23 protein-coding genes are annotated in these 25390 nt (G+C 73.8%); 8 read left to right on the top strand and 15 right to left on the bottom strand.

Annotated features, from left to right (window positions below; all coding sequences use genetic code 11):
- Window positions 1-96: 96 nt before the first annotated feature.
- Window positions 97-1770 (bottom strand): CLIPPER-2 domain-containing protein, encoded by a 1674-nt coding sequence (locus BKA22_RS14245; RefSeq protein WP_146952995.1) that lies wholly within the window; start codon window positions 1768-1770, stop codon window positions 97-99.
- Window positions 1771-1947: 177 nt separating this feature from the next.
- Here BKA22_RS14245 and BKA22_RS14240 point away from each other — a divergent pair, with 177 nt between their 5' ends.
- A complete protein-coding gene (locus BKA22_RS14240; RefSeq protein ID WP_146952996.1) occupies window positions 1948-3783 on the top strand; it encodes an alpha/beta hydrolase in 1836 nt (611 codons plus the stop codon).
- Window positions 3784-3819: 36 nt separating this feature from the next.
- On the opposite strand, the gene BKA22_RS14235 is transcribed toward BKA22_RS14240, so the two are convergent.
- The 7 genes from BKA22_RS14235 to BKA22_RS14205 all read right to left on the bottom strand — a co-directional run bounded on the left by BKA22_RS14235 (window position 3820) and on the right by BKA22_RS14205 (window position 10380).
- Entirely contained in the window at window positions 3820-4923 is a 1104-nt protein-coding gene (locus tag BKA22_RS14235) for an ABC transporter permease (RefSeq protein WP_146952997.1), read from the bottom strand.
- Window positions 4920-5840 carry an ABC transporter ATP-binding protein gene (locus BKA22_RS14230; RefSeq protein WP_146952998.1) on the bottom strand — a complete coding sequence of 307 codons (921 nt, stop codon included), beginning with the start codon at window positions 5838-5840 and terminating at the stop codon, window positions 4920-4922. The genes BKA22_RS14235 and BKA22_RS14230 overlap by 4 nt, the downstream gene beginning before the upstream one ends.
- Window positions 5841-6004: 164 nt before the next feature.
- Entirely contained in the window at window positions 6005-6718 is a 714-nt protein-coding gene (locus BKA22_RS14225) for a response regulator (protein ID WP_146952999.1), read from the bottom strand.
- Complete coding sequence (locus BKA22_RS20405) at window positions 6711-8216, bottom strand: sensor histidine kinase (protein WP_223203578.1); 1506 nt, start codon at window positions 8214-8216, stop codon at window positions 6711-6713. The genes BKA22_RS14225 and BKA22_RS20405 overlap by 8 nt, the downstream gene beginning before the upstream one ends.
- Before the next feature lie 128 nt (window positions 8217-8344).
- Window positions 8345-8710, bottom strand: a complete 366-nt coding sequence (locus BKA22_RS14215) for a GNAT family N-acetyltransferase (protein ID WP_146953001.1) — start codon at window positions 8708-8710, stop codon at window positions 8345-8347.
- A 50-nt stretch (window positions 8711-8760) separates the two neighbouring features.
- Window positions 8761-9750: a pirin family protein gene (locus tag BKA22_RS14210; protein WP_146953002.1), complete on the bottom strand. Its 990-nt coding sequence runs from the start codon at window positions 9748-9750 to the stop codon at window positions 8761-8763.
- A gap of 48 nt (window positions 9751-9798) precedes the next feature.
- Window positions 9799-10380: an XRE family transcriptional regulator gene (locus tag BKA22_RS14205; protein ID WP_146953003.1), complete on the bottom strand. Its 582-nt coding sequence runs from the start codon at window positions 10378-10380 to the stop codon at window positions 9799-9801.
- Window positions 10381-10452: 72 nt separating this feature from the next.
- Between BKA22_RS14205 and BKA22_RS14200 the strand changes: the two genes are divergently transcribed.
- Window positions 10453-11184 carry a class I SAM-dependent methyltransferase gene (locus BKA22_RS14200; protein ID WP_146953004.1) on the top strand — a complete coding sequence of 244 codons (732 nt, stop codon included), beginning with the start codon at window positions 10453-10455 and terminating at the stop codon, window positions 11182-11184.
- Here the strand turns inward: BKA22_RS14200 and BKA22_RS14195 are convergent.
- Window positions 11153-13231, bottom strand: coding sequence for a sensor histidine kinase (locus BKA22_RS14195; protein WP_179561794.1), 2079 nt, complete (start codon window positions 13229-13231; stop codon window positions 11153-11155). The two genes, BKA22_RS14200 and BKA22_RS14195, sit on opposite strands and share 32 nt — an antisense overlap.
- 233 nt (window positions 13232-13464) lie before the next feature.
- Here BKA22_RS14195 and BKA22_RS20400 point away from each other — a divergent pair, with 233 nt between their 5' ends.
- The 4 genes from BKA22_RS20400 (at window position 13465) to BKA22_RS14175 (ending at window position 17695) form a co-directional block, all read left to right on the top strand.
- Window positions 13465-13851: a response regulator transcription factor gene (locus BKA22_RS20400; protein WP_146953006.1), complete on the top strand. Its 387-nt coding sequence runs from the start codon at window positions 13465-13467 to the stop codon at window positions 13849-13851.
- Window positions 13848-14729 (top strand): HEAT repeat domain-containing protein, encoded by an 882-nt coding sequence (locus BKA22_RS14185; RefSeq protein WP_146953007.1) that lies wholly within the window; start codon window positions 13848-13850, stop codon window positions 14727-14729. Before BKA22_RS20400 ends, BKA22_RS14185 begins: the two co-directional genes overlap by 4 nt.
- Entirely contained in the window at window positions 14726-16177 is a 1452-nt protein-coding gene (locus BKA22_RS14180; protein ID WP_146953008.1) for a glycosyltransferase family 2 protein, read from the top strand. The genes BKA22_RS14185 and BKA22_RS14180 overlap by 4 nt, the downstream gene beginning before the upstream one ends.
- Before the next feature lie 201 nt (window positions 16178-16378).
- Complete coding sequence (locus BKA22_RS14175; protein WP_223203579.1) at window positions 16379-17695, top strand: family 16 glycosylhydrolase; 1317 nt, start codon at window positions 16379-16381, stop codon at window positions 17693-17695.
- Window positions 17696-17804: 109 nt separating this feature from the next.
- Here the strand turns inward: BKA22_RS14175 and BKA22_RS14170 are convergent, their stop codons facing one another.
- A complete protein-coding gene (locus BKA22_RS14170) occupies window positions 17805-18746 on the bottom strand; it encodes an ACP S-malonyltransferase (RefSeq protein WP_179561793.1) in 942 nt (313 codons plus the stop codon).
- A 253-nt stretch (window positions 18747-18999) separates the two neighbouring features.
- Between BKA22_RS14170 and BKA22_RS14165 the strand changes: the two genes are divergently transcribed.
- Window positions 19000-19305 carry a hypothetical protein gene (locus tag BKA22_RS14165; RefSeq protein WP_146953010.1) on the top strand — a complete coding sequence of 102 codons (306 nt, stop codon included), beginning with the start codon at window positions 19000-19002 and terminating at the stop codon, window positions 19303-19305.
- Between the two features lie 91 nt (window positions 19306-19396).
- Here the strand turns inward: BKA22_RS14165 and BKA22_RS14160 are convergent, their stop codons facing one another.
- On the bottom strand, window positions 19397-20326 hold the full coding sequence (locus BKA22_RS14160; protein ID WP_218866667.1) for an alpha/beta fold hydrolase: 930 nt from the start codon (window positions 20324-20326) through the stop codon (window positions 19397-19399).
- Window positions 20327-20410: 84 nt separating this feature from the next.
- On the opposite strand from BKA22_RS14160, the gene BKA22_RS14155 reads away from it, so the two are divergent.
- A complete protein-coding gene (locus tag BKA22_RS14155; protein ID WP_179561792.1) occupies window positions 20411-21025 on the top strand; it encodes a TetR/AcrR family transcriptional regulator in 615 nt (204 codons plus the stop codon).
- A 22-nt stretch (window positions 21026-21047) separates the two neighbouring features.
- Here the strand turns inward: BKA22_RS14155 and BKA22_RS14150 are convergent, their stop codons facing one another.
- The 4 genes from BKA22_RS14150 to BKA22_RS20395 are packed head-to-tail and all read right to left on the bottom strand — an operon-like array spanning window position 21048 to window position 25390.
- Window positions 21048-21608, bottom strand: coding sequence for a CG0192-related protein (locus BKA22_RS14150; protein WP_146953011.1), 561 nt, complete (start codon window positions 21606-21608; stop codon window positions 21048-21050).
- A gap of 56 nt (window positions 21609-21664) precedes the next feature.
- Window positions 21665-22477 (bottom strand): ABC transporter ATP-binding protein, encoded by an 813-nt coding sequence (locus BKA22_RS14145; protein WP_146953012.1) that lies wholly within the window; start codon window positions 22475-22477, stop codon window positions 21665-21667.
- Window position 22478: 1 nt separating this feature from the next.
- Window positions 22479-24356, bottom strand: a complete 1878-nt coding sequence (locus BKA22_RS14140; RefSeq protein WP_146953013.1) for a dipeptide/oligopeptide/nickel ABC transporter permease/ATP-binding protein — start codon at window positions 24354-24356, stop codon at window positions 22479-22481.
- Window positions 24353-25390 (bottom strand): ABC transporter permease, encoded by a 1038-nt coding sequence (locus tag BKA22_RS20395; protein WP_218866665.1) that lies wholly within the window; start codon window positions 25388-25390, stop codon window positions 24353-24355. The genes BKA22_RS14140 and BKA22_RS20395 overlap by 4 nt, the downstream gene beginning before the upstream one ends.

The following is a 25390-nucleotide window of genomic DNA, read 5'->3' as shown; positions in this document are numbered from 1 at the left end:
GGCACCGAGCAGGACGAGCGTGGTCGTCAGGGTGTGCGCGCCCCGAGCAGGAGCGCCAACGACGCGGAGGCGTCGCGCACGAGCGCGAGCAGCACGTCACCCATGGCGCCTCCTCGGTTCCCGGTCGCCGACCAGCGGGTCGACCGCGCCCAGGATACGACTGCGGGCGCGACGGGCGACGACCGTCAGCAGGGTGCCGAACGCCGACAGGGTCAGGCCGGCCACCAGGAGCGGGACGGTGCCTGCAGCGCCGGTTGCGGGCAGCGGTTGCGCGGTCGCGCCCGGCGGGGCACCGGCCGTCGCCGAGGGGTCCGGGGTGGGCGTCGCACCCATCACGAGCACCGTCAGGTCGTCGGGCGCGGACAGGGCACCTCCGCCGTCCGCCGAGGCGAACGCGACGTTCGTGACCGACCCCGCCGCTGCGTCGGCGTCGGTGACCACGTAGCTGCCGTGGCAGGTGGTCTGGTTGTCGGGTGCGTCACCGACGGCCAGCAGCGTCGTGCGCTCGCACGTGACCGCGGCGATCTTGTCGTCGTCGACCACGAGGTCCTGCACCGGTGCCAGCCCGGTGTTGACGACCTGGTAGGAGTAGCTGATCGTGTCGCCCGCGCGCACGGGCGCGGTGGCGCCCGAGGTCTTGGTCAGCGTGAGGATCGGGGCCGGGGCCACGGACTCGAGGACGACGTTGCGGATCAGGTGCACGTCGGTGAACAACCCGGTGGACGCCGAGAATCCGAACTTGTAGGAGTCGGGGACGGGTTGCGGCGCGGCGAACGCCAGCACCTGGTGGCGGATGCCGTCGGCACCGGTGATGGCGACGGTCACCTGCGGGTCGGGGGCGGGCGTGATGGTGACCTCGATCGTCCGCCTGTCGGGTGCGAGCAAGGCCTGCGCCTGCTCGGGCGCGGTGCCCACGGGCACGGTCGCCGTCAGGCCGTGCAGCGTGACCGGCAGGTTCGACGGCCAGCTCGTCGCTGCCGGGACGCCGAGGTTGTCCGCGGTCGAGGTCAGGAAGCAGTAGCCACGCGTGGGGTCGGCAGGGTCGGCCGGTCCGCGCACGGTGATCTTGTCGCGCTCGGGGATCCGGAACGCCGAGCCGGCCGGGGAGCGCTGGTCGGCCGGGCAGCCGTTGCTGCGGTCCTCCCAGTCACCGAAGTAGTTGCCCAGCACGTCCAGGCCGATGCCGAGGTAGCCGCCGACGACCCCGGGGATGATCGGGTTGGTCGGCACGCCGTCGGGGCGCTTCTGCGCGTAGCCCAGGCTGCCGCCGAAGGCACCCGGGGCGGTCAGCTGGGCGTCGCCGTCGACGAGGAAGAAGGCGATGCCGTCCGCGGGCGCAGGCGTCGCGGTGGTCGTGCCGTACTGCCACTGCTCGAACGTGATCGTCAGGCCCTGCGTCGCCGGGATCGGCGTGTCGAACAGCACCGCGCCGGACTGGTCGGTGGACGCGTCGGTGAGCTGCAGGAACCCGAAGGGTGCCGCGTCACGCGGGGGTGAGCTGACCAGGTTCCCGTCCGCGCACCCGCCGAGCGGGTGCGCTCCCGGGGCGAGCGTGCCCGGCGGTGCACCGGTCAGGCAGGCGGAGCCGTAGGCGGTGAACAGCGGGTCGGCGCTCGCCCCGGTGAACGTCTCGGTCAGGTAGAGCGCACCCGCCGCACGAGCGGCCGTGCCGGACAGCCCGACCGCGCCGGCCGCGAGGAGCAGGAGGCCTGCCGCCACCGCCCTGCTGCGGGCGCGTCGACGCCCGACCGCGCGCGCAGGGCTGCTCACGGACGCCACGTGCCCCCTCCCCCGTCCGCCCACGATGGCACGGCCGCCCGCGCCCTGCCACAGGTGCGAGACGGGCCGTCGCACCCGTCGCCGAGCCGCGCGGGCCGACGTCCGCTAGCGTCCACAACGCCGGCCGCGCAGGCCCGAGCATCCCGGCCGACCGCAGGAGACGCCCAGGTGAGCAGCACGACGACGACCGACGGACTCACGCCGACCGGCGACGGGCCGCAGACGCCGGAGGCCGGGGTCGAGGGCGTGGTCCCGGACCCCGCGGCACCCGTCGGCGCCGACGCGACCGTCCCCGAGCACCGCACGGTGCGCCACCGGATGCGCCTGCGGGCCCGGCGGTACCTGGCACGGTTCTCCCCCGCCGGGCTGATCGGCGCGCTCGTGCTCTTCGCGGCCGCGCTCGGGCCGTCGCTGACCCCACGCAGCCCGCTGTTCCAGGGGGCGGCCGGCGGCGCGTGCGCCGTGATGGGGTACGGCATCGGCGTGCTCGTGGGCTGGGTGCTGCGCCGGGCACGCCTGCAGTGGACGCCGTCGACCGTCTGGCGGCGACGCCTGTGGTGGGCGGGGGGTGCCGTCGCGGTGGTCGTGGTGATCGCGGCGCTCGTCGTGAGCGACGACTGGCAGCGCCGGCTGCGTGACGTCATGGGCATGGAGCAGCCCTCGTCGGCCCACTCGCTGACGGTGCTGCTCGTGGCGCTGCTCGTCGCCCTGCTCGTGCTGAGCATCGGACGAGGGCTGCGGCGGACCGCCAGGGTCGTCACCCGGCTGATCGGGCGCTGGCTGCCGCCGGTCGCCGCCCGGGCGCTGGCCGTCACGCTGGTCGCCGTCGGGAGCGTGCTGCTGCTCAACGGCACGCTCGTCGCGGGCGGCAAGGCACTGCTGAGCTCGACCTACGGCGAGCTGGACGCGCAGACGTACGAGGACTCGGTGCAGCCGCAGCAGCCCGAACGCAGCGGGTCGCCGCAGTCGCTGTCGTCCTGGGAGTCTCTGGGCCGCGAGGGTCGCCGCTTCGTCTCGGGCGGCCGCAGCACCGACCAGCTGGCCGAGGTGGCCGCCCGCACCGGGCTGGACCTGCCGGTGCGCGAACCGATCCGTGTGTACGCAGGCCTGCGCAGCGGGGACAGCCTGGAGGACACCGCGCAGGTCGTGGTCGACGAGCTCGACCGCACCGACGCCTGGGACCGGGAGGCGCTCGTGGTGTGGACGACCACCGGCACCGGGTGGGTCGACCCGTCCTCGGCCGACGCGCTCGAGATGCTCTGGGGCGGCAACACGGCGATCGCCGCGATGCAGTACTCCTACCTGCCGAGCTGGGTGAGCTTCGTGGGCGACCGCCAGACACCGCCGGACGCCGGCAAGGCGCTCTTCGAGGCCGTGCGCGCGCGCTGGGAGCAGCTGCCCGAGGACTCCCGACCGAAGCTCTACGTGTTCGGCATCTCGTTGGGCAGCTACGGCAGCCAGGGGGCGTTCTCCGGGGTGCAGGACCTCGAGCAGCGGGTCGACGGCGCCGTGTGGGCCGGGACCCCGGGGTTCACCCCGCTGTGGCAGGACCTCACCGCCGCGCGGGACGCTGGCTCGACCGAGGTCTCCCCCGTGCTCGACGGCGGCGAGACGGTCCGCTGGGGGCTCGGGCTCGACGGCGCGGGCGACATCGACCTGTGGAGCCTGGGCACCGAGTGGGACTCGCCACGCGTGGTCTACCTGCAGCACGCGTCCGACGGGGTCATCTGGTGGTCACCCGACCTGCTGCTCGAACGGCCGGACTGGTTGACCGAGCCGCGCGGACCCGACGTGCTGCCGGACGTGTCCTGGTTCCCCGTCGCCAGCTTCTGGCGGTTGTCCATCGACCTGTTCGTGGCCGGCGAGACACCCCCGGGGCACGGGCACAACTACCACGTGGAGTACGCCGACGCCTGGGCCGCGGTCGCGACCCCGCCCGGGTGGACGGACGCCGGCACGCAGGTGCTGCGCGAGGAGATCGCGGCGACCGAGTCGGTCGCCTGAGGTCGCGCACGCACCCGGCGCCGCGGGACGTGGCCGTCAGCCGCGTGCGTCCCGCAACGCCGAGCGCACCGACACACGCGACCCTGTCCGCAGCAAGGATCCGGTGTAGATGCGGGCGGCCAGTGCGATGACCAGCCCGGTCGAGGCGACCAGCACGACGAGCGACACCAGCGGCTCCCACCACAGCGCCTCGCCGAAGAACAGCCGCACGGGCATGCCGACCGGGGCACTGAACGGCACGTACGACATCACCGTCATCACGGTCGGGTTGTCGTTGAAGAACACCACGAGGAAGTACGGCACCATCACCAGCCACAGCACGGGCTGCAGCACCGGGCCGACGTCCTCCAGCCGCGCGACGAGGGACGCGCTGGCGGCGAACATCGAGGCCAGCAGCACGAACCCGACGAGGAAGAACACCACGAACCACACGATGGGCGCCCCGAGCACCTGCAGCAGGTCGTCCTGCCCGGTGACGACCAGACCGATCACCGACACCGCGGCGATCGCGGCGGTCTGACCGACGGCCACCACGGAGTTGCCGAGCACCTTGCCCGCCAGCAGCGCCCGCGCTGGCACCGCCGAGAGCAGGATCTCCACGATGCGGGACTGCTTCTCCTGCACGGTGTTCTGCGCGATCGTGTTGCCCGAGCCGACGGCCGACATCATGAAGACCAGGCCGAAGGCGAGCGCGACCACGAACCGCAGACCCTCGCTCAGGTCGGCCGGCTGCAGCAGCTCGACCTGCGGCTGCACGGACAGCGCGGCGACGACATCGGTGGGTGCGGTGTCGAGCGCGACCAGGCTGACCCCCGTCGGCCCGTCTCCCGGCAGCACGGCAGCCTCGACCTCCTCCTGCTCGACGAGCGCCCGGGCCGCGTCGGCGTCGTCGACCAGCACCGGCTCCAGCCCGTCGGCCTCGGCCACCACGGTGCGCGTGGCCTCGACGACGGCGACCTTCGTGCCGTCGTCGGAGCCGCCCATCACCGCGCTGACGACGATGCCGGCGAGCACCACGAGCAGCAGAACCGCGGTCGAGACGAGGAACGACTTCGTGCGCAGCTGCGCGAGGACCTCACGCTCGGCGACGAGCAGGGTCGCCCGCGCGGCGGACGGGCTGGCGGGTCGGGACGTGCTCATCGGGCCACCTCCACGGCGGGTCGCGGTGCGGGGACGTCGACGACGACCTCGCGGAAGATCTCGCCCAGGCTCGGTCGCACCGGGCCGAACGCCTCGACCGGGCCGCGGGCCAGCGCCGCCCGGAGCACCTCCTGCGCGACCTCGGGCGTGGACCCGAAGAGCACCGAGCCGCCGTCGAACTCCACGACGTCCACGCCGGGAACGGTCCGCACCCAGCCGACGTCGTCCGCCCCTGACAGCTCGTAACGGGTCGACCCGTGCGCGGCCTGCAGCTCACCGCGCGACCCGGTCGCCCGGATGCGTCCGCCCGCGATGATGACGAGGTCGTCGCACAGCCGCTCGACGAGGTCGAGCTGGTGGGACGAGAACAGCACGGGCGCCCCGGTCGCGGCATGCTCGGCCAGAACCCCGAGCACGACGTCGACGGCGAGCGGGTCGAGGCCGGAGAAGGGCTCGTCGAGCACCAGCACGCGAGGTTCGTGCACGAGTGCCGCGGCGATCTGCGCCCGCTGCTGGTTGCCCAACGACAACGACTCGAGCGGGTCGTCCGCACGCGCCTCGAGACCGAGGCGTCCGAGCAGGTCACGGACCCGCGCGTCGGCCGTGCGCCGCTCGTAGCCGTGCAGCCGGGCCAGGTAGGTCAGCTGCTCGGCGACCTTCATCTTCGGGTAGAGGCCACGTTCCTCGGGCATGTAGCCGAAGTCGCGGCGCTGGCCCGCGCCGAGCTCGTGGCCGTCGAGCGTCACCGTCCCGGCGTCGGCGGCCAGGACGCCCAGCACGATCCGCATCGTCGTCGTCTTGCCGGCGCCGTTGCCGCCGACGAACCCGGTGAGCCGGCCCGAGGCCACCTGGAACGAGACGTCGTCGAGCACGCGGCGCCCGTCGAACGCGCGTGTGATCCCGTCGAGCCGCAGCATGGGATGCCCTCCGTCGGTGGATGATCCGACGGTTCGAGCCGCCGGCACGCGCCACGGTACGGACCGTGACGGTGCGCGCGCCTCAGGCTCGGGGCGGATCCTCGCCTCCCCCTGCAGGCCGAGCGCCGGGACGGGCGGCCGGTCGAAGGCGGGCGCTGACCGGCTCAGGGGTGGGTGATCACACCGTGCTCGTGGGCGAACACCACGGCCTGCACACGGTCGCGCAGGGCGAGCTTCATGAGCACGTTCGACACGTGCGTCTTGACCGTGGCGCGACCCAGGACCAGCTCGGCCGCGATCTCGTCGTTGGACAGGCCCCGCGCGACGAGGCCGAGCACCTCGAGCTCACGCTCGGTCAGGCTCGCGACCGCCGCGGACGCCGTGCCCGCGTCGGGCGCACCACCCGGGGCGCGCCCCACCCGAGCGCCACGAGCCGACGACGGCCCCGCGACGAGCGCGCGTTCGATCACCGCGCGCGTGACCTCAGGCGCCAGCAGCGCGTCCCCCGCGGCCACCGACCGCACCGCGTCGACCAGCTGGGCAGGCCGGGAGTTCTTCAGCAGGAACCCCATGGCCCCGGCCCGGAGCGCCTCGACGAGGTAGTCGTCGCGGTGGAACGTGGTGAGGATGAGGATCCCGGCGGTGACCTCGGGGTCCGCGACGATCCGCCGGGTGGCTTCCAGCCCATCCATGTCCGGCATCTGCACGTCCATGCAGACCACGTCGGGGCGCAGGCGGCGGGCCTCGCTGACGGCATCCGCCCCGGTGGCGGCCTCGCCGACGACGCTCACGTCGGGGTGGGCCGCCAGGATCGTCGCGAAGCCCGCGCGCACGAGCGCCTGGTCGTCGACGAGCAGCACGCGCACGGGCTCAGGCATCGGGGGTCTCCTGCAGGGTCTCGGCGGGGTACGGGGCGACCTGCGGGACAGGGCTGGTCGCAGTGCCCACAGGGCCCACAGGGCCCACGGTGCCCACAGGGCCCACGGTGCCCTCAGCGCCCGCGGTGCCCGTCGAGCTCCGGCGCAGGGGGACGTGGGCCCGGACGACGAACCCTCCCGACCGGCGCGGACCGGTGGTGAGGGTGCCCCCGTCGGCAGCCATCCGCTCGTGCATGCCGACGATGCCGAAGCCACCGCCGACCGGCACGCGTCCGTCACCGGGGCGCCGTGGCAGCACGGCCAGAGCGGTGCGACGCAGGCCGTTCCCGTCGTCGGCGACCTCGAGCTCGACGGCGTCCAGGAGGTAGCGCAGCCGCACGTCGGCGGTCGCGTCCGCACCGGCGTGCTTGCGCACGTTCGTGAGGGCCTCCTGCGCGATCCGGTACAGGTTGAGCGAGACCACGGGCGGCAGCGGCGCCGGGTCGCCCACCACCCGGAAGGTCGCGGTCAGCCCGCTGCCGGCGACCTCGGCGACGAGCTCGGGCAGCCGGGTCACGGCCAGCGAGCCCACGGGTTCGCCCGGACCTGCGGTGCCGTCGGCATCCTCGGCACCTTCGTGCTCGCGCAGCGTGCCGACCAGGCCGTGCAGCTCGTCGATGGCGTCGCGCGCCGAGTCCTCGATCTGCTCGAGTGCGGCAGCGACCTGCTGCGTGCCGGTCTCGCTGTCCAGGAGCATGCGCGCGGCGGCTGCCTGCACGCCCATGACCGAGACGTGGTGCGCGACGGCGTCGTGCAGCTCGCGGGCGAGCCGGAGCCGTTCGATGGTCACGGCCTGCGCCTCGACGCGCACCCGCTCGGCCTGCAGCTCGCGTGTGCGGCGGCGCATGCGCGCGCGGTCCCGTGCGGCCGACCAGGCGTGGTCGCCGAACCACCAGGCACCGGAGAAGTAGAGGACGTTCGTCAGCAGCTGGATGAGCATGTAGGCGACGAGCGGCGAGAACGCGCCGACGTCGTCGAACTGCTCGAGGACGTCGGGGTCGGTGCTGGCCTGGAAGAGCGAGACGACGAGCCACAGCAGCATCCCGGCGACGACGAGCGCCCGCACGACCGCCGCGCGGCGTCGCGTACGTTCCCACGCCCCGACGCTGTACAGAGCGGTGAAGAGCACGATGTTGAGGAAGAGCGTCTCCGGCACCTGCATCGTGACCGCACCCACGAATGCCGAGCTGACCAGCACGAGGACGAGGCTGGGCCAGCGACGGCGCCAGGCCAGCGGGAGCGTGGCGGCAGCGAGCCAGGCGAGCGAGACGGCACCGCTCGCGGGCACGTCGTACATCCCTGCCGTGCGACCCAGTACGTGACTGAGCAGCGCGCCGACGAACAACGCGCCGGCGCCGAGCGCGTCCGCCCGGCGCTGCTCCGGGCTCGGGGGGTTGCGCACCCAGGTCGGGTCGTCCGGGTCGACGCGCGTCTCGTCCGGGCCGGCAGGTGGGGTCACGGCGACCACGCTAGCGGCACGCCTCTGGGACCTCGGGCGATCATCGATCGCTCGGACGAGCGCCGCCCGGTTGTGGACCGAACGGTCTACAACTCGCGGTTTTGTGGACCGACCGGACCAGAAGGGCGTCAGGGCAGCACGGCGAGGTGCTCCGGTGTCACGGGGTCGAGGTGCGCGTCGTACTCGTGGTGCCGACGCAGGAAGGCCGTGACGTACGGGCACACCGGCACGATCCGCAGGCCCGAGGCCACGGTGTCCTCCAGCGCGGCCGTCACGAGCAGCGATGCGAGCCCGCGCCCGTCGAACGCGACATCGACCTCGGTGTGGAAGAACACCCGGGCCGGGCCCGCACCGCCCTCGTACGCCCGGTACTCGGTGAAGCCGACGACCTGCCTCGCCGCAGCACCGACCTCGGCGTCGGCGGCCGGTGCCACGAGCTCGTAGCGGCGACGGTCAGGCGCGTGGTGCACGACGACGTCCTGGACGGGTCCCACGGGTGATCTCCTCGGCGCAGCAGGGTCGGATGACAGGTCGTCCACGCCGTTCACCCTCGCGGACGCATCCGCAGCGCGGGCAGCACGGGCGCCGGCAGCGGCGGCGGCGTGCCCTCGGCGAAGGGCCCGAACCGGGGCGCCTGCTCCTGCGACCCGATCGGCGCGGGCTCGGCGCCGATCTCCGCCTGCCAGGCCGCGCGGTACGCGACGACCTCCTCGTGGCTTCGCCCGACGAAGTTCCACCACATGACGATCTGCTCACCGAGCGGCTCGCCGCCGATCAGCAGGGCGCGCACCGGCCCGTCTCCCGCCTGCAGCCGGATGCGATCGTGGCCGGTGGGCACGTACGCGAGATGGTCGACGGGCACCGCGTGACCGTCGACCGTCAGCCCCCCCGCATCGAGCAGCAGGCCGTGCTCGAACCGCGGGTCGACCGCCAGCTCGAGCTGCGCCCCGGCGGTCAGGTCGACCTGTGCGGCGACGACCGGCGAGTGCGTCCGGACGGGCGAGGTCGACCCCGCCGCCGAGCCGAGGAACACCTGCAGCCGGTACCCGTCACCGACGACCGGCTCCGGGCGGTGGTGCTCGAACGAGGGTGCGACGTGCCGCGTCGCATCGGGCAGCGCGAGCCACAGCTGGACGCCGTGCAGCAGCCGCGTGCCGGGCGTGGAGAACTCCTGGTGCGAGATGCCGCGTCCGGCCGTCATGAGGTTCACCTCGCCCGGCCGCACCCACGCGTGCGCACCGGTGGAGTCCCGGTGCTCGATCTCGCCGCTGAACAGCCAGCTGACGGTCGCCAGCCCGGTGTGCGGGTGCCGGGGCACCTGCATGCCGCGGCCGGTGACGTCGTCGGGTCCGTAGTGGTCGAGGAAGCACCAGGCGCCGATGAGGCTGCGCCCGCGCTGCGGGAGCGTGCGCCGCACCGCCATCGCACGCGGGCCGCCGAGCGGCACGTCACGCGGCTCGAGCAGCTCGATGCCCACGCACGGCTCACCCGTGCGGCACACCAGCTCGCCCGGGTCCTGCTCCATCGTGCTCATGCGGGCCACCGTAACCAGCAGGCATCTCCGTGCCCACCCTCCGGCACCTCAGCCGCGGACGTGCACCTGCTGCCCGTCCTTGCTGAACAGCCCGAGGACCTCGGCCACCTCGGGTCCCGCACTCAGGAACGCGTGCGGCGTGCGGGTGTCGAACTCGGCCGCCTCACCGGCCTCGAGCACCACCTCCTCGTCGCCGAGGAGCAGCAGCACCCTGCCGTGCAGCACGTACATCCAGTCGCTGCCCTCGTGCGTGCGCTGCCGGGGGCGGTCCGTCGGGTCGCGCGGGTCGCGGCCCGGCAGGACCTGTTTGAACGCCTGCGGATCGGCGCCCTCGCGGCTCAGCGGGATGATGACGTGCCCGTGCCGCCGGACCGGACGCGGATGGATCCGTGGGTCTCCCGTGGCCGGTGCACCGACAAGGTCGTCGAGCGGGACGCGGTAGTGCCGCGCGAGCGGCAGGAGCAGGTCGAGCGCGGGCTTGCGACCGCCGGACTCCAACCGCGACAGCGTGCTCACCGAGATGCCCGTGGCCTCCGCCACCTCGGCGAGCGTGAGCCCGCGGCGGCGGCGCAGCGCGCGTAGCCGGGGGGCGACGGCGTCCAGCACCGACGCCAGATCGTCCTCAGGCATCGCTCGCCTCCGTTCTTTGCCGTTCCCGCAACACTACTTGCTGATCCGCGAACATGGCCGCAGGGTGGAGCCATGACCCACACGCACGGGGCCGCGTCCCCCGCCCTCACAACGAACGACACCCCCGGCTCGGCCGCGGGCTCGAGCGACGGCGAGGGGCGCGACGGGGCCGTCAGCGAGGCCGAGCACTGGGAGGCCTTCTACCGCGCGAGCGACCGGCACTGGAGCGGGCGGGTCAACGTCACCCTCGCCGACCGGGTCGCCGACCTGCACCCCGGCTCGGCGCTCGACCTCGGGTGCGGCGAGGGAGCCGACGCGGTGTGGCTCGCCGACCACGGCTGGCAGGTCACGGCGGTCGACGTGTCCGCCACCGCCCTCGAGCGCGGGCGCCGGCACGCGGCGGACGCCGGTGTCGCCGACCGGATCATCTGGGAGCGGCACGACCTGGCGCGCACGTTCCCCGCCGGCCAGTTCGACCTCGTCTCGGCCCAGTTCCTGCACTCCTCGCTGCGCCGCGACCGCAGCCCGCTGCTGCGAAGCGCCACCGGCTCGGTGGCCCCCGGGGGGACGCTGCTCCTGGTCAGCCATGGCGCTTTCCCGGACTGGGCGCCCGAGCCACGCCCCGACGTGGTGTTCCACACCGCGTCGGAGACCGTCGACCTGCTCCGACTCGACCCCGAGGAGTGGGAGGTCGTCGCGGCCACGACCGTCGAGCGCGACGCAGCCACACCCGACGGCGCCACGGGTCGGCTCGAGGACGTCGTCGTCCAGGTCAGGCGGCGGGGCCCCCTCGATCGTCGCTGACGACCGGTCGCAGCCCGGTCACGACCGCCGTCGTCCCCGTCTCTCCGCCGGAGCGCAGGACCACCGAGGCGTGGTTGCGACGGACCAGGTCCCGGACCAGCGCCAGCCCCAGGCCGACCCCCGGCGCGGCGTCACGTTCCGCCTGCCTGCCCCGGGAGAACCGGTCGAACACGTGCTCGAGCTCGTCGGCGGGGATGCCCGGACCGGAGTCGACGACCGTCAGCCGGCACACGGGGTCGCCGTCCTCCTCGTCGGCGGTCAGCCCGACGCTCACCTGCCCGCCGGGCGGGCTGAACTGCACCGCGTTGCGCACCAGGTTGGCCAGGACCCGACGCAGGTCCCCGCGGTCGAAGACCACCGCGACGTCCGACCCGTCCTGCAGCCGCAGGTCCACCCCGCTGCGCCGCGCCAGCGGGGCCAGCTCCTCGACCACCGCAGCGCACACCGGTCGGGCCTGCACGGTGCCGACCGATCCCGACGGGCGCACCCGCGACGAGCCGAGCGCGAGCAGGTTCTCCACGAGCACGCCGAGCCTGCGCGCGTTGCGCCCCACGACGTCCAGCTGCTCGCGCTGGGAGTCGGTGAGGTCGCCGTCGTCACGCAGCACCTCCGTGAAGCCGACGATGTTCGTGATCGGGGTCCGCAGCTCGTGGCTGACGGCCGACACGAAGTCCGCGCGCTGCTGGTCGAGCGCGCGCAGCTCCTCGGCCGCCCGACGCTCGTCCTGCAGCGCGTGCCGCGCGGCCCGCTCGGCCCTGCGCCGCGCGGTCACGTCGACCGCCTGCACGGTCAGGAGCGACCCGCCGGCAGGTCGCCCGCTGCGGGTCACGATCAGCTCGACGTCGCGCGCACCGTCGACGCCCAACGCGAGCTCGGCCCGCACCTCGCCGCCCGGCGCACCGGCACTGCCCTCCACGAGCCGCACGAATGCCGCCGCCGGCGAGCCTGGCTCTGCCTGCAGAGGGACCCGGGTCCGTGGCCGTCGCGCGCCGCGGTCGGGCCCCGCCCGGTCGTCGGTCGACCCGCTGGCCCCGTCGGCCCCGTCAGCCCCGCCGACCCCGTCGACCCGCCGCCCGAGGTCGACCAGCGGCACCGCGGGTGCCAACAGCTCGGCCGCCTTGGCGTTGCTCTGCACGATCCACGTCCGCCCCTGCGCGTCCTCGTGGAGGACGACCAGCCCGACCTGGGCGTCGAGGATCCCGCCGCGTAGCAGCTGCTCGCGCTCGGCCAGCTGCTCACCGAGCAGCAGCTGCTCGCAGCGTGCCGCCGCGAGCAGCACCACCGACGCCGCGGAGGTCACCAGGAACACCTGGACGACCGCGACCCGTTGCAGGTCCGTCCACAGGCCCTCCGCCGCGAACGGGCCACCGCCGGCCGCCGTCAACGTCGTGACCAGGACGGCCAGCACGAGCACCTGCACGGCGGCCCGCCGCGGCGAGAGCTGGAAGACACCCCACACCAGGAACGGCATCGGCAGGAACGTCAGCGGCAGGTGGTGCTGGGGCCAGAACACCGCGAGCACCACGAGCAGCAACGCCACCGGCTGGGCCACCCGCAGCAGCCGCGTACCGCCCGGCACCCGGCGGTCGTCACCGAGCGCGATCGGGACGACCGTCAGCAGCGCCGAGCCGTGGCTGGCCGCGACAGTCACCGCCGTCGCCACGAACGCGCCGCCGGCGAGCACGGCGACCGCACCCCCGGCGAGCACACCCGCCACGGCGGATCCCGCCGCGGCGGCCAGCAGCAGGGCGGTCGCGTCACGCACCCCCTGCAGCCGCGGTCGCCGTCCACCACGGGTCAGCAGACCCGCCACGACGAGAACCTCGGCCGTGTTGGCCGCACCGAAGGCGAGCGCCAGGCCGAGAGGACGACCACCGACGAGGTTGGCCGCAGCCGTGACCGCCCACACCCCGGCCGCGGCCGGGGCCGCCCACCGTCGGGGCACGGCGAGCATCGCCAGGACACCCACTCCGGCGGCGGGCCACCACGGCGCCACGTGCAGCCCACCGGTGCCCATGTCGACCGCGACCACACCCAGGACGAACACCAGTGCCAGATATGCCGCATACCGGACGGACGCCACCCGAAGCAGCGCCGACACCCGGGCTGACCGCGACACCCATCCCCCCGACTGGTAGACCAAGGACGAAGACGTGCAGGACCGTCGAGCGGTTCCGGCTGGAGTCTTCCCGGCCCCGGCCCGCACCGCACCTGCATGGGCGATCGGCAGGTCGGGCTGCATACGCACGGACGACCGGCAGGTCGAGCGAGGAGGAGCCGGTGGCCCAGGTGGTAGTCGTCGAGGACGACGGTGACATCGCCACCCTGGTGGCGCACAAGCTCCGGTCCGACGGGCACGACGTCGTCGTCGAGCACGACGGCCAGGCGGGGCTGGCGGCCGTGCGGCAGCTGAGGCCCTCGCTCGTCGTGCTCGACTGGATGATGCCCCGGATGAGCGGCCTGGAGGTGTGCCAGGCGATCCGCGACGACCCCGAGCTCGCCGGTACCCGCGTGCTGATGCTCACGGCCAAGGCTCAGGAGGCCGATCTCGAGCGGGCCTTCGCGGTCGGGGCGGACGAGTTCCTGCTCAAGCCGTTCTCGCCGCGCGAGCTGGTCCTGCGTGCGAACGCCCTGCTCGCCCGCGTCGGCGGTCCGGGCACCGCATGACCGCAGCCGTCGGCACGCTCGCGACCTGGCTGCTCCTGGTGTGCGCGGCGGCGGTCGCCCTGCTGCTCGTCGCCCTGGTCCTGGTGCGCTGGGTGACGGGTGCGCATCGGCGGGCCGAGGCGGGCCGGCGTGCCCAGGCGATGCCGCTGCTGATCGACGTGCTGGACGGCCGGCACGTGCCCTTGCCGCCGAGCCGGCGCACCGCCCGGTCCGTCGCGTTGACCGCCTCGGAGCTCGTGCACAAGGTGCGGGGTGCCGACCGCGACAGGCTCGCGGCGTGGCTGACGGAGCACGGCTTCCGGGACGGGGCCCTGCGGGCGATGCGGGCCCGGTGGGCCCCGCGGCGTGCGCGCGCCGTCGAGCTGTACCTGGCCTCGACGTCGGGCCAGGAACCCGAGCCCGTGGTGGCGATGCTGCGCGACCGGCACCCGCGCGTGCGCCTGTGCGCGGTGCGTGCGCTCGGCGACTCCGGTTCCCGCGCTGCCGTGCCCGCGCTCGTCGCGGCGGCGGGATCACGACGGCGTCCCGTGCCGGCGAGCGCCGCAGCCATGGCGATCGTGCGCGCGGCACCGCCGGACGCGTCCGCGCTGCGCACGGTGTGGACCTCGACCGACGCCGCCCTGGTCGGCATGGCGATCACGATCTGCGGTCGGCTCGGGCTGGTCGACGCCCGACCGGAGATCGAGCAGCTCGTCACCTCGCCCGACGCCCGCCTGCGCGCCCAGGCGATCGAGGCGCTGGGCCGCATCGGGGACCCGCGCAGCGCGGGTGTCCTGCTGCGTGCACGCGGCACGGTCCCGGCGGGGTCCGCCGAGCAGGCGTCGCTGGCGCGGGCTCTCGTGTCGGTGGGGGCCGAGCCGCCGGGGGCTCGGGCATGACCACCGTGACCGACGTGCTCACCGTGACCGACGTGCTCGCCGGGATCGCCGAGGTCGTCGCACTCGTGCTGATCGTCTACTACGTGGCCTACAACCTGCTCCTGGGTCTGCTGGTCGCGCGCGCCGCGGTGGCCGTGGTCGCGGAGACGGCGTGGCCCGACACGTTGGCGCACGACCTGACGTTCGCGAACCCGCTGACCCCCGGCGTCTCGGTGCTCGTGCCCGCGCACGACGAGGAGGCCGGCATCGTCCCGGCAGTCACGGCCCTGCTCGGGCTGCGCTACCCGACGCTCGAGGTGGTCGTCGTCGACGACGGCTCGACCGACGGGACCGCCGACCTCCTCATCCGCACGTTCGACCTGGTCGAGCAGCCGGTGCCGGAGACCGCCGACGTGCCGCAGGAGGGCCGCACGCTGGGCACCTACCGCTCGCGGCGGCACCCCGAGCTCGTCCTGATCCGCAAGGAGTCGGTGGGCCGCCGTTCCGACGCCGTGAACGCCGCGCTGCGCCGCAGCACCCACCCGTTGGTCTGCATGATCGACGCGGACTCGGTGCTCGAGCCGGAGGCGCTGCTGCACGTGGTGCAGCCGTTCGTCGACGACCCGCGGGTGGTCGCCGCAGGCGGCGTGGTGCTGCCGTCGAACGGTGCGCTCGTCGACCACGGCCGCATCACGTCGGTGCAGGTGCCGAAGGGCTGGCTCGAGCGCACCCAGGTGCTCGAGTACCTGCGCGCCTTCCTGGTCGGGCGCTCCGGCTGGTCGGCGGTGAACGGCCTGATGATCATCTCGGGCGCGTTCGGCCTGTTCCGTCGCGACGCGGTCCTCGAGGTCGGGGGTCTGGACCCGGGGTCGCTCGCGGAGGACGCCGACCTGGTGGTGGCGGTGCACCGCCTCATGCGCGACCGCGGCGAGCCGTACCGGGTGGTGTTCGTGCCCGAACCCGTGTGCTGGACCGAGGTCCCCTCGCGGGTCGCGGTGCTGGGCCGTCAGCGCAACCGCTGGTCGCAGGGCCTGGGCGAGCTGCTCGGCAAGTACCGCCACATGCTGCTGCGGCCCCGCTACGGCGCGCTCGGCGCGGTGACGATGCCGTACTTCCTGACGTTCGAGCTGCTCGGCCCCGCGTTCGAGCTCCTCGGTCTGGTGGTGGTCGTCTCCGGTGTGCTGACGGGCGTGCTGACCCCCGCGGTCTTCGCGGTCTACCTGATGGTCTCGGTCCTGCTGTCGGTGGCGGTCTCGCTCGCGGCCCTGCTCGTCGAGGAGGCCACGTTCGCCCGGTACCCGCGCGGGCGGGACACGCTCGCGCTGGTCGCGGCGGCCGTCCTGGAGCCGTTCTGGTACCGCCCGCTGCACTCGTGGTGGCGCACGGTCGGCCTGTGGCGGGCGCTGAACGGCACGAGCTCGGGCTGGGGCGAGATGACCCGGACGGGGTTCAGCACGGCGACCCGCTGAGGCGCCGGGAGGACGGCCCGCGACGCCCGGACCAGGGCGCGCGCTGTCACGAAGGGGTTGTCTGTCCGTTATGTCCGGTACTACGGTCGCCCGGGTCCGGTCCTGTCGAAGGTCCGGCCCGCCCCCGAGGCCGCTGCGCACCACAGTGCGGCGCGGGGACGGCAGGCACGAACGGTCCTCCCCCGGACCGTCGAAGGAGGCATGCCCATGCACCCAGCGAACCAGCACACCCGTCCCGGAGGTCGACAGAGGTTCGGCTCGGCGATCGCCGCCGTGGCAGCGGCGACGGTGGCGTTGGGGGTGGTCGGGCTCGTCGGTACGGCACCCGCCGTCGCCGCGCCGACCGCCGCGGCCCCGCTGGCCACCGACACCGGTGACCTGATCTGGTCGCAGGAGTTCAACGGCGCGGCGGGCACCGCGCCTGACGCGTCCGTGTGGGGGTACGACACGGGAGCCGGCGGCTGGGGCAACTCCGAGCTGCAGACGTACACCACGTCGCGGTCGAACTCGGCCGTGGACGGCGCGGGCAACCTCGTCATCACCGCCCGTCAGGAGTCCGACGGGTCGTACACCTCGGCCCGCCTGCAGACGAACGACAAGTTCGAGGTGCAGTACGGCCGCATCGAGGCGAGCATCCAGATCCCTCGCGGCCAGGGCATCTGGCCGGCGTTCTGGATGCTCGGCGGCGACTTCCCGGCGACGTCCTGGCCGACCACGGGCGAGATCGACATCATGGAGAACGTCGGCTACGAGCCGGCCACCGTGCACGGCACGGTCCACGGCCCCGGGTACTCCGGCGGCAACGGCATCACCGCGCTGTACAACCACCCGCAGGGCTGGTCCTTCGCGGACACCTATCACACGTTCGCGGTCGACTGGTCGCCGGGCAGCATCACCTGGTCCGTCGACGGCGTCCAGTACCACCAGGTCACGCGGGCGAGTGTCGGCTCGAACACCTGGGTGTTCGACAAGGCCTACTTCCTGATCCTCAACGTCGCCGTCGGCGGGTCGTGGCCCGGGAACCCCGACTCCACCACCCAGCTGCCGCAGCAGATGAAGGTCGACTACGTCCGTGTCTACGACAACGGCTCGAACTCGGGCTCGGGCTCGGGCGGGACGGGCGCCCTGCCGACAGGCACCGGGACCGTCCGGTCGGGCGCCTCGCTCTGCATGGACGTGCCGTGGGGGCTGGCCTACGACGGCAACCGCGTCCAGCTCGCCACCTGCAACGGCAACAAGGCCCAGCAGTGGACGCGCGGCTCGGACGGCACGCTCACCGCGCTCGGCCGGTGCCTGGACGTGACGAGCAGCGGCACCACCAACGGCACCGCGGTGCAGCTGTGGGGCTGCAACGGCACCAAGGCCCAGGAGTGGACCTATGACGCCTCGACGAAGGCCCTGAAGAACCCGCAGTCGGGCAAGTGCCTGGACGCGGTGGACGGCGTGCCCGTGCACGACGGCCAGAAGCTGCAGATCTGGGACTGCGCAGGCACCGCCAACCAGCAGTGGACGTTCTGAGTGCCCTGACCGACTGACCACCCGTGGGGTCGCGCGCTCCGATGCGACCCCACGGGTGGTCTTCGTCCGGAAGCCGGCGCCGGCCGTGCCGGCGTCGAGCCGCGAGCGCTCAGGCGTCGGGCCCGGACCACGCGTGCTCGTCGTACACCCGCAGCGGACGCGCACCCAGGCACGGCTGGAGCAGACGGCGCATCACCCGGCTCGGCCCGACGACCGCGACCGACGGCACCTCGCGCGTCAGGTCCAGCACGTCCAGCCAGCGCACCGGACCGTCGACCGCCAGGACCAGGTCGTCGCGGACACCGTCGGCCGTGCCGCTGACCTGCGCCGTGGCGCAGCCCACGTGCCGTGCGGACCCCTGCCGGAGCCCGACCGCGTCGAGCGCGGCCACCCACCGCGGCACCACGGGTGTCATGAAGCGCGAGTGGAACGCGTTGCTGACCGGCACGGCCCGCGCGGCCTCGCCGAGCTCACGCGCGGCGCTCTCGATGCGCGACGCCGCACCGGCCAGCGCGATCTCGGTGGGCCCGTTGACCGCGGCCAGGTCGAGCCCGAAGCGGTCGGCCAGCGTCGTGCCGTGCGCGAGCTGCGCCGCGGGGTCGTTCTCGTGGGCCGTCCGGACCTCCAGCATGCTGCCGCCGGTGGGCGCCGACGCCATGATCCGCCCACGTTCGAGCGCCAGGCGCACGGCGTCGACGAGGTCCAGGTACCCGGCCGCGGCCGCCGCGGCCAGCGCACCGAGGCTGTGCCCGGCGAACAGGTCGGCATCGCCGCGCCGGGCCAGACCCAGCTCGTCGAGCGCGATCCAGGTCGCCAGCGCGACCGCGGTCAGCGCGGGTTGGACGTTCTCGGTGCGCGTGAGCTCGGCGATGTCGGCGTCCCAGCACAGGGCGCGCAGGTCCTGACCGATCGCGTCGCCGGCCTCGGTGACGAACGCGGCGGCCCGTGGGGACCGCCGGACCGCCTCCCGGCCCATCCCGACGGCCTGGCTGCTCTGGCCGGGGAAGACCCAGAGCGTGCCGGGTCCAGGAAGCGTGGTCTGTGGGTGCATGGGTGTCCTCGGCATCGACCGCAGGGGAAGGTGGCTGCCGCAGCACCGTGCGGCCGAGGACCTGCTGCCCAAGACGGTGGCAGCCGCCGCGGCGCACTCGTCAGCCGCGGGATCCTCGGTGAGCCTACCGGCGCACGCCCCACGACCGACCGTCTTCGGGGGACGGTCGCGACCCGGGCGCGAGCACGCCGCGTGCGGCACACTCGACCACTGACCGATGACGCCCGCGACGACCACCCCCACGGAGGCCCCGATGACGAGCGCCCCCGAGCCCGGCCCGGGTCGCCACCGCCCCCTCGCAGCGGCCGGAGCGCTCGGTGCGAGCGCGATCGCCGTCCTGTTCGCGACCGTCGGTGACGGAGTCGACGCGCGAGCGACCGGCCTGTCCGGCGCGATCCTCGACCACGGGCACACCGCCACCTGGGTGCTGCTCGCCTGCGCGCTGGGCCTGACGGCCTGGGGGCGGGGACCTCGATGGCTCCCCCGTGCCTTCGGCTGGGCAGGGCTCGGCGCCTACCTGACGTTCCTGCTCGCCCTCGTCACCCACGACCAGGCCTGAGCGCTGGCAGGCGAAGGCGCGCCGGTCCTGGGGCCGCGGGCATGAGCGTCGGGCTCTGGACCGTCTTCAAGCGCACGCACTGGCTCTGACGTCAGACCCTGCTGCAGGGTCTGCCACCGAGGAAGTCCTCCAGGACCTCGGTGAACCGCGCCGGTTGCTCCTCGGCCACGTAGTGCCCGCAGTCGTCGAGGACCACCCCGGTGACGTCATCGGCCGCCAGCCGCATCGTCTCGGCGACCAGCGCGCCGCTGTACCGCGCGCCGCCGATGGCGAGCACCGGCAACGTCAGCCGGGTCTTCTTGCGCTGCTCGTTCTGCGCGATCGTCTCGTCCAGCGCCCGGTAGTACGCGAAGCTCGCCCGCAGCCCGCGAGGATCCGCGACGATCGCCTCGACGTAGGCGTCGACCGCGTACGCGGGGATCGCGTCCGGGGTGGCTGCCTTCTGGGCGAACTGGTAGCCGAAGAAGAGCCGCTCCCGCCCCCGGACCAGCTCCTCGTTGAGGTCGGTGAGCCGGTTGAAGCCGAAGTGCCAGAGCCGCTGGTTGACCGCGGCGGGACCGAAGACCGACGGGGTCGGCGTGAGGCCGGGGATGATCGCGTCGACGACGGCGAGCCTGCCCACCCGCTCAGGGTGATCGGCAGCGAGGGCGTACCCGGTCCACATGCCGATGTCGTGGCCGACCACGTCGAACCTGTCGTGCCCGAGCGCGGCCATCAGGGCGACCAGATCGGCGGCCATCGTGCCGGCGTCGTAGCCGTCGTCGGGCTTGTCGGACAGCCCGGCCCCGCGCGGGTCGACGGCGACGACGGAGTGCTCGCGGGCGAGCGCGGGCATCACCTCGCGCCAGGCGTACCAGGTCTGCGGCCAGCCGCCGATCAGCAGCAGCGGTGGGCCGTCCCCTCCGGTGACCGCGTGCAACCGCAACCCGTCCAGCTCCACGAGTCGGCTCGTGAAGACGTCGGTGAACCCGTCGGGCAGGCGCAGCGAGCTCAAGCTCGTCGTGTCGTCGGCCGCGGTCATCATGGAACGATCGGTGCAACTTGTCATGGCGGCGACCCTACTCATGTTGAAACGATCGGTGCAAGATGTGTAGGGTGACCGACCATGGCGGGTCGCAAGCAGTTCGACGTGGACGAGGCGCTGCGCCGCGCGATGCACGTCTTCTGGCGCTGGGGCTACTCGGAGGCCTCGATCGACCGCCTGACCGAGGGCACCGGCCTGGGCCGGAGCTCGCTCTACGGCACCTTCGGCGACAAGAGCGCCCTCTTTCGGAAGAGCCTGCAACGCTACGCACAGACCTACCACCCGCTGTACGACCAGGCACTGTCCGGCCCGCACCCGAGCCCGAGCGCCGTCGTGGCCGCCTACCTGCAGGTCACCCTCAACCGCATCGCCGACCCGGCGGTCCCGGACGGCTGCCTGCTCACAGTGTCGGCCACGCAACTCCCGGCCCTCGACGCCGAGAGCCAGGCGATGGTCCGCGCCATGATCGGCGGTCTGCGATCGATGCTGGAGCAGGCACTGCTGGCTGCGGGGGCCGATGGTCAGGAGGCGTCAGAGCTGGCGCTGTGCACGCTGGCGACGAACAAGTCCCTGGCCGTGCTGAGCCGCGCCGGCTTCTCGAACGACGACCTGGCAACCGTCGCCGCAGCCGCCGCCCGTATCCCCGGCAGCCCACATCCAGGACTGGGGCGAGCACAAGACCCCCGCGACAGCTGATCGGCCTGAGCCACCGACGCGCTCAGAGCAGGGAGGCCAGCACGGTCTCGGTCGACCGGCCGGGCCATGTGCCGGCGAGCGTCAGGGCCGAGGCGGGCCGCTCCCCCGCGCCGGGCTCACGCACCACGACGACCTGGGGTTCGTCGGGCACGGCACCGCCGCTACCACGCACCTGCATCGTCGGCTCGCGGCGCTGCGGCCCCTCGGGCGTGTCGACGAACATCTCGACCTGGGTGCCCGCCTCGCAGATCACGCGCACCAGCTCGGCGCGGTACACCGGGTCGCCGGGCGCGTCGTACACCCATCGCGTGCCGAGCACCGAGTGCTCCATGGTGCCGACGAGCCAGCGCTCGGCCCCGTCGAGCGGCTGCCCGCGGTAGGTCAACGGCACATGGAACGTCCGGCCGCCGAGCTCGACGACGTGCGACTCGATCCCGACCTCCCCGGCAGGGTCGTCGAAGCGGTACGCACCGAGAGGCGTGAGGGCTCCCCCGGCGCCGCCGCACCACTCCTGGGTGGGCAGCCACGCCGCCATGAGCTCGGTCTTCGTCGGCGTCAACGTCGCCCGGTGCAGGATCGCCATGCGCCGATCACATCACAGCGCGTCTACCTGCTCACCCTCGCCCAGCTCACCCGCCCCTACCGCGACGCCGACCCCAGCAGCACGTCCCGCCCCGCGTCCTCGATCCGCGGCAGGGCCGAGATCAGTCCCTGCGTGTACGGGTGCTGCGGTGTCCCGACCACCTGCTGCGTGAGCCCGTGCTCGACGACCTTGCCCCGGTGCATGACGACGACCTCCTGCGCCATGTACCGGACGGCCGCGAGGTTGTGGCTGATGAACAGCATCGACAGCCCGAGCTCGGTCTGCAGCTCGCGCAGGAGGTTGAGCACGACGCCCTGCACGGAGGCGTCCAGCGCGCTGGTGATCTCGTCGGCGACGATCAGGCGGGGCCGGACGGCCAGCACCCGGGCGATCGCGACGCGCTGGCGCATGCCGCCGGAGATCTGCCGGGGGTGCTGCCGGGCGACGTCGGGGTCGAGGTGCACCAGCTCGAGCAGCTCGCGCACGCCCTCGGCGCGGGCGGAGGCGGGGACGTCGGAGTGCACCGCGAGCACCTCGGCGATGGCCTCGCCGACGCGCATGCGCGGGTTGAGCGAGGAGTACGGGTCCTGGAAGACCATCTGGACCATCGACGCGCGTGTGCGCGCGCCCGCTCGGCTGCGGCGCGTCATGTCCTCGTCGTCGACGGCGATGGTGCCGGAGTGCACGGGTGCCATCCCGACGATCGCGCGGGCGAGCGTGGACTTGCCGGAGCCGGACTCCCCGACGACGCCGACCACGCCACCTCGCGGGACGGTGAGGGAGACCCCGTCGACGGCGTGCACGGCGCGGGGTCCGTGGCCGTAGCGGACGACGAGGTCGTTGACCTCCAGGACGTCGGAACCTCGCACCTCAGGCCACCTCTTCCTCGGGTCGGTCCTCGGGTCGGTCCTCGGGTCCGGACCCGGGTGCGACGAGCAGCGCCTCCACGGTCGCGAGCGGTTGCGTGACGTCGGTCGACAGGTCCGGCAGCGCCCGGACCAGCGCCCGCGAGTACGGGTGCGCGAGCCGCTCGGGGGTGCGCAGGTCCGCGGTGGGGAACGCGTCCACCACCTCGCCCTGGTACATCACCACGAGCCGCTCGCACAGCTCGCCGAGCACAGCGATGTCGTGCGAGACGACGACCGCCGTCTGCCCGTTCTCCGCGCACTGGCGACGCAGCAGGGTGAGCACCTGACGCTGCACGGTGACGTCGAGGGCGGTGGTGGGCTCGTCCGCGACCAGCAGCGGCGGCCCCGACATCTGCGCCATGGCGATCAGCGCCCGCTGGCGCATGCCGCCGGAGAACTCGTGCGGGAACTGCCGGGCGCGCCGCTCGGGATCGGTGATCTGCACCGCGCCGAGGGCCGCGACCGCCGTCTGGTGCGCCGCGCGCCGCGAGGGTCGTGCGGTGCCGGCCACCCGGGCGGCCCGGGGCACCTCGGCCAGCTGCGTGCCGACCCGCAGCGCGGGGTTGAGGGCGGTCAGCGAGTCCTGGAAGACCATGCCGATCGCGCGCAGCGCGGCCGAGCGGTCCCGGGGCGAGAGGGCGAGCAGGTCCTCGCCGCGCAGCAGCATCCGGTCGGCGTGCACGTGGGCGGTCGGGTCGGCCAGCCCGGCGATCGCGGTCATCGTGACCGACTTGCCGCTGCCGGACTCCCCGACGACGCCGACGATCTCGCCGGGCATGAGCACGAGGTCGACGCCGCGGACCACCGCGCGCGGGCCGTGGGGGCCCGGGAAGGTGACCCGCAGGCCGCGCACCTCGAGCAGCGCACCCACGACCGGCTCCGCTAGCGCGACCGGCATCGGGGCCACGGCCAGCGCACCGGGACCACCGCGACCGACCGACCGGGTGCGTCCTCCGCGCAGGTGGGCCGCCATCGACTCGCCGAGCATGCCGAACGTCAGGCCGGCCAGGATGATCACGGCGCCCGGGCCGAGGGCCGCGGCGGAGCTCGTGTAGACCTGGTCGAAGCCGTCGGACAGCAGGCGCCCCCAGTCGAAGTCCGGCGGCTGCACCCCGACCCCGAGGAAGCTCAGCGACGACAGCGCGAGCAGCCCGCCGCCGATCGACAGCGTGACGTTGACGATGACCGGTTCGGCGATGTTCGGCACCACGTACCGGGTGAGCTGGCGGGTGCGCGAGATGCCGAGCAGCCGTGCGGCCGCCAGGTACTCCGAGCCGCCGACGCGGGCCGCGAGGGTCTGGGTGAGCCGGGCGAACGACGGCGTCATGGTCACGGCCAGGGCGATCACGGCGGTGACGGTGCCGGCGTCCAGCAGGATGACCACGAGCATCGCGACCAGCAGCACCGGGAACGCCAGCCACGTGGTGATCACGGCCGAGGCGGCGCGCTGGACCCGTGCACCGAAGGCCACGGGGAGCCCGCCCAGCAGCACCCCGGCGACGGCACCCGCGGCGGTGGCGCTCAGCGCCATGACGAGCGACAGGCGGGTCGCGACCATCACGCGGGCGAAGATGTCGCGCCCGAGGGCGTCGGTGCCGAACCAGTGGTCACCGCTCGCCGGCAGCAGCACCGCGTCGGGGCGAGTGGCGGAGGCCGCATCGCCCCACACGGTCGGCCCGACCACCGCGACGACGACGAACGCCGCCAGCAGCACCAGGGAGACGACGGCCATGGGCGAGGTGAGGAACCGGGTCGCGCCCGAGCGGGCACGCACAGACGGCGCGGTGGCGGCGGGCGGCGTGTCGGTGGCGGGAGGCGCCGTCTCGGTGGCGGTGCTCATGAGGTCTCGATCAGGGTGCTGCGCCGGTCGATCAGCGCGATGACCACGTCCACCAGCAGGTTCACCACCAGCACGATCGCGGCGTAGACCAGGGCGAGCCCCTGGACGATGCCGTAGTCGCGCGTGGTGATCGCGGTGACGAACGCGTTGCCCATGCCGGGCCAGTTGAACACCCGCTCGACCAGCACGGAGCCGGTGACCAGGGTGGCGAGCAGGCTGCCGCCGAGGGTGAGCACGGCGGTGAGCATGTTCGGCAGCACGTGCCGCAGGTAGATCCGTGGGGCGCCGAGCCGTTTGGAGCGAGCGGTGCGCACGTAGTCCTCGCCGAGCACGTCGAGCGCCTCGACCCGCGCGATCCGGGCCAGGGCACAGGTGGAGGACAGCGCGAGGGCGATCACCGGCAGCACGTACGCGGCGGCGGTGCCGTTGCCGGCCACCGGCAGCAGCCGCAGGTTCACCGAGACGACCACCACGAGCAGGACGCCGAGCAGGTAGTCCGGCACCGAGGCGAGGAACCCGGTGACCCCGGTGAACACGAGCTCGGTGCCGCGCCGTCGGCCGCCGTAGGTGCGCACAGCGACGAGCAGCCCGATCGGGATCGCGAGCAGCAGAACGAGCGCGAAGGCGAGCGCCGCGAGCTCGAGGGTGGCCGGCAGCCGGGTCGCGACGAGGTCCGTCACCGAGCGGCCGGTGATGAGCGAGACCCCGAGGTCCCCGCGCAGCAGCCCGGCGACGTAGTCCAGGTACTGCGCGGGCAGGGGGTCGTCCAGCCCGAGCTGGGCGCGACGGTCGGCGACCAGGTCCGGCGAGGCCGTGGGGCCCAGCGCGTTGCGCACCGGGTCTCCCCCGGCGACCCGGAGCACCAGGAACGCCAGGGTCACGACGACGAGCATCGAGACCACAGCCCGGCCCAGCCGGCGGGCGAGGAAGCCCCACCAAGGGCTGATGGAGCGGGACCGCGCGCCCGCCGAGGGGTCGGCGCCGGGCACGGGCACCTCGGTGAGCACGGACCCCCCGGCGAGCGCGACGGCCAC

It is taken from the genome of Cellulomonas soli, assembly GCF_013409305.1.
In the GTDB taxonomy this organism is placed as follows: Bacteria; Actinomycetota; Actinomycetes; order Actinomycetales; family Cellulomonadaceae; genus Cellulomonas; species Cellulomonas soli.
The sequence above is the reverse complement of the archived record's forward strand: the minus strand, read 5'-3'. Positions and strand labels throughout refer to the sequence as shown.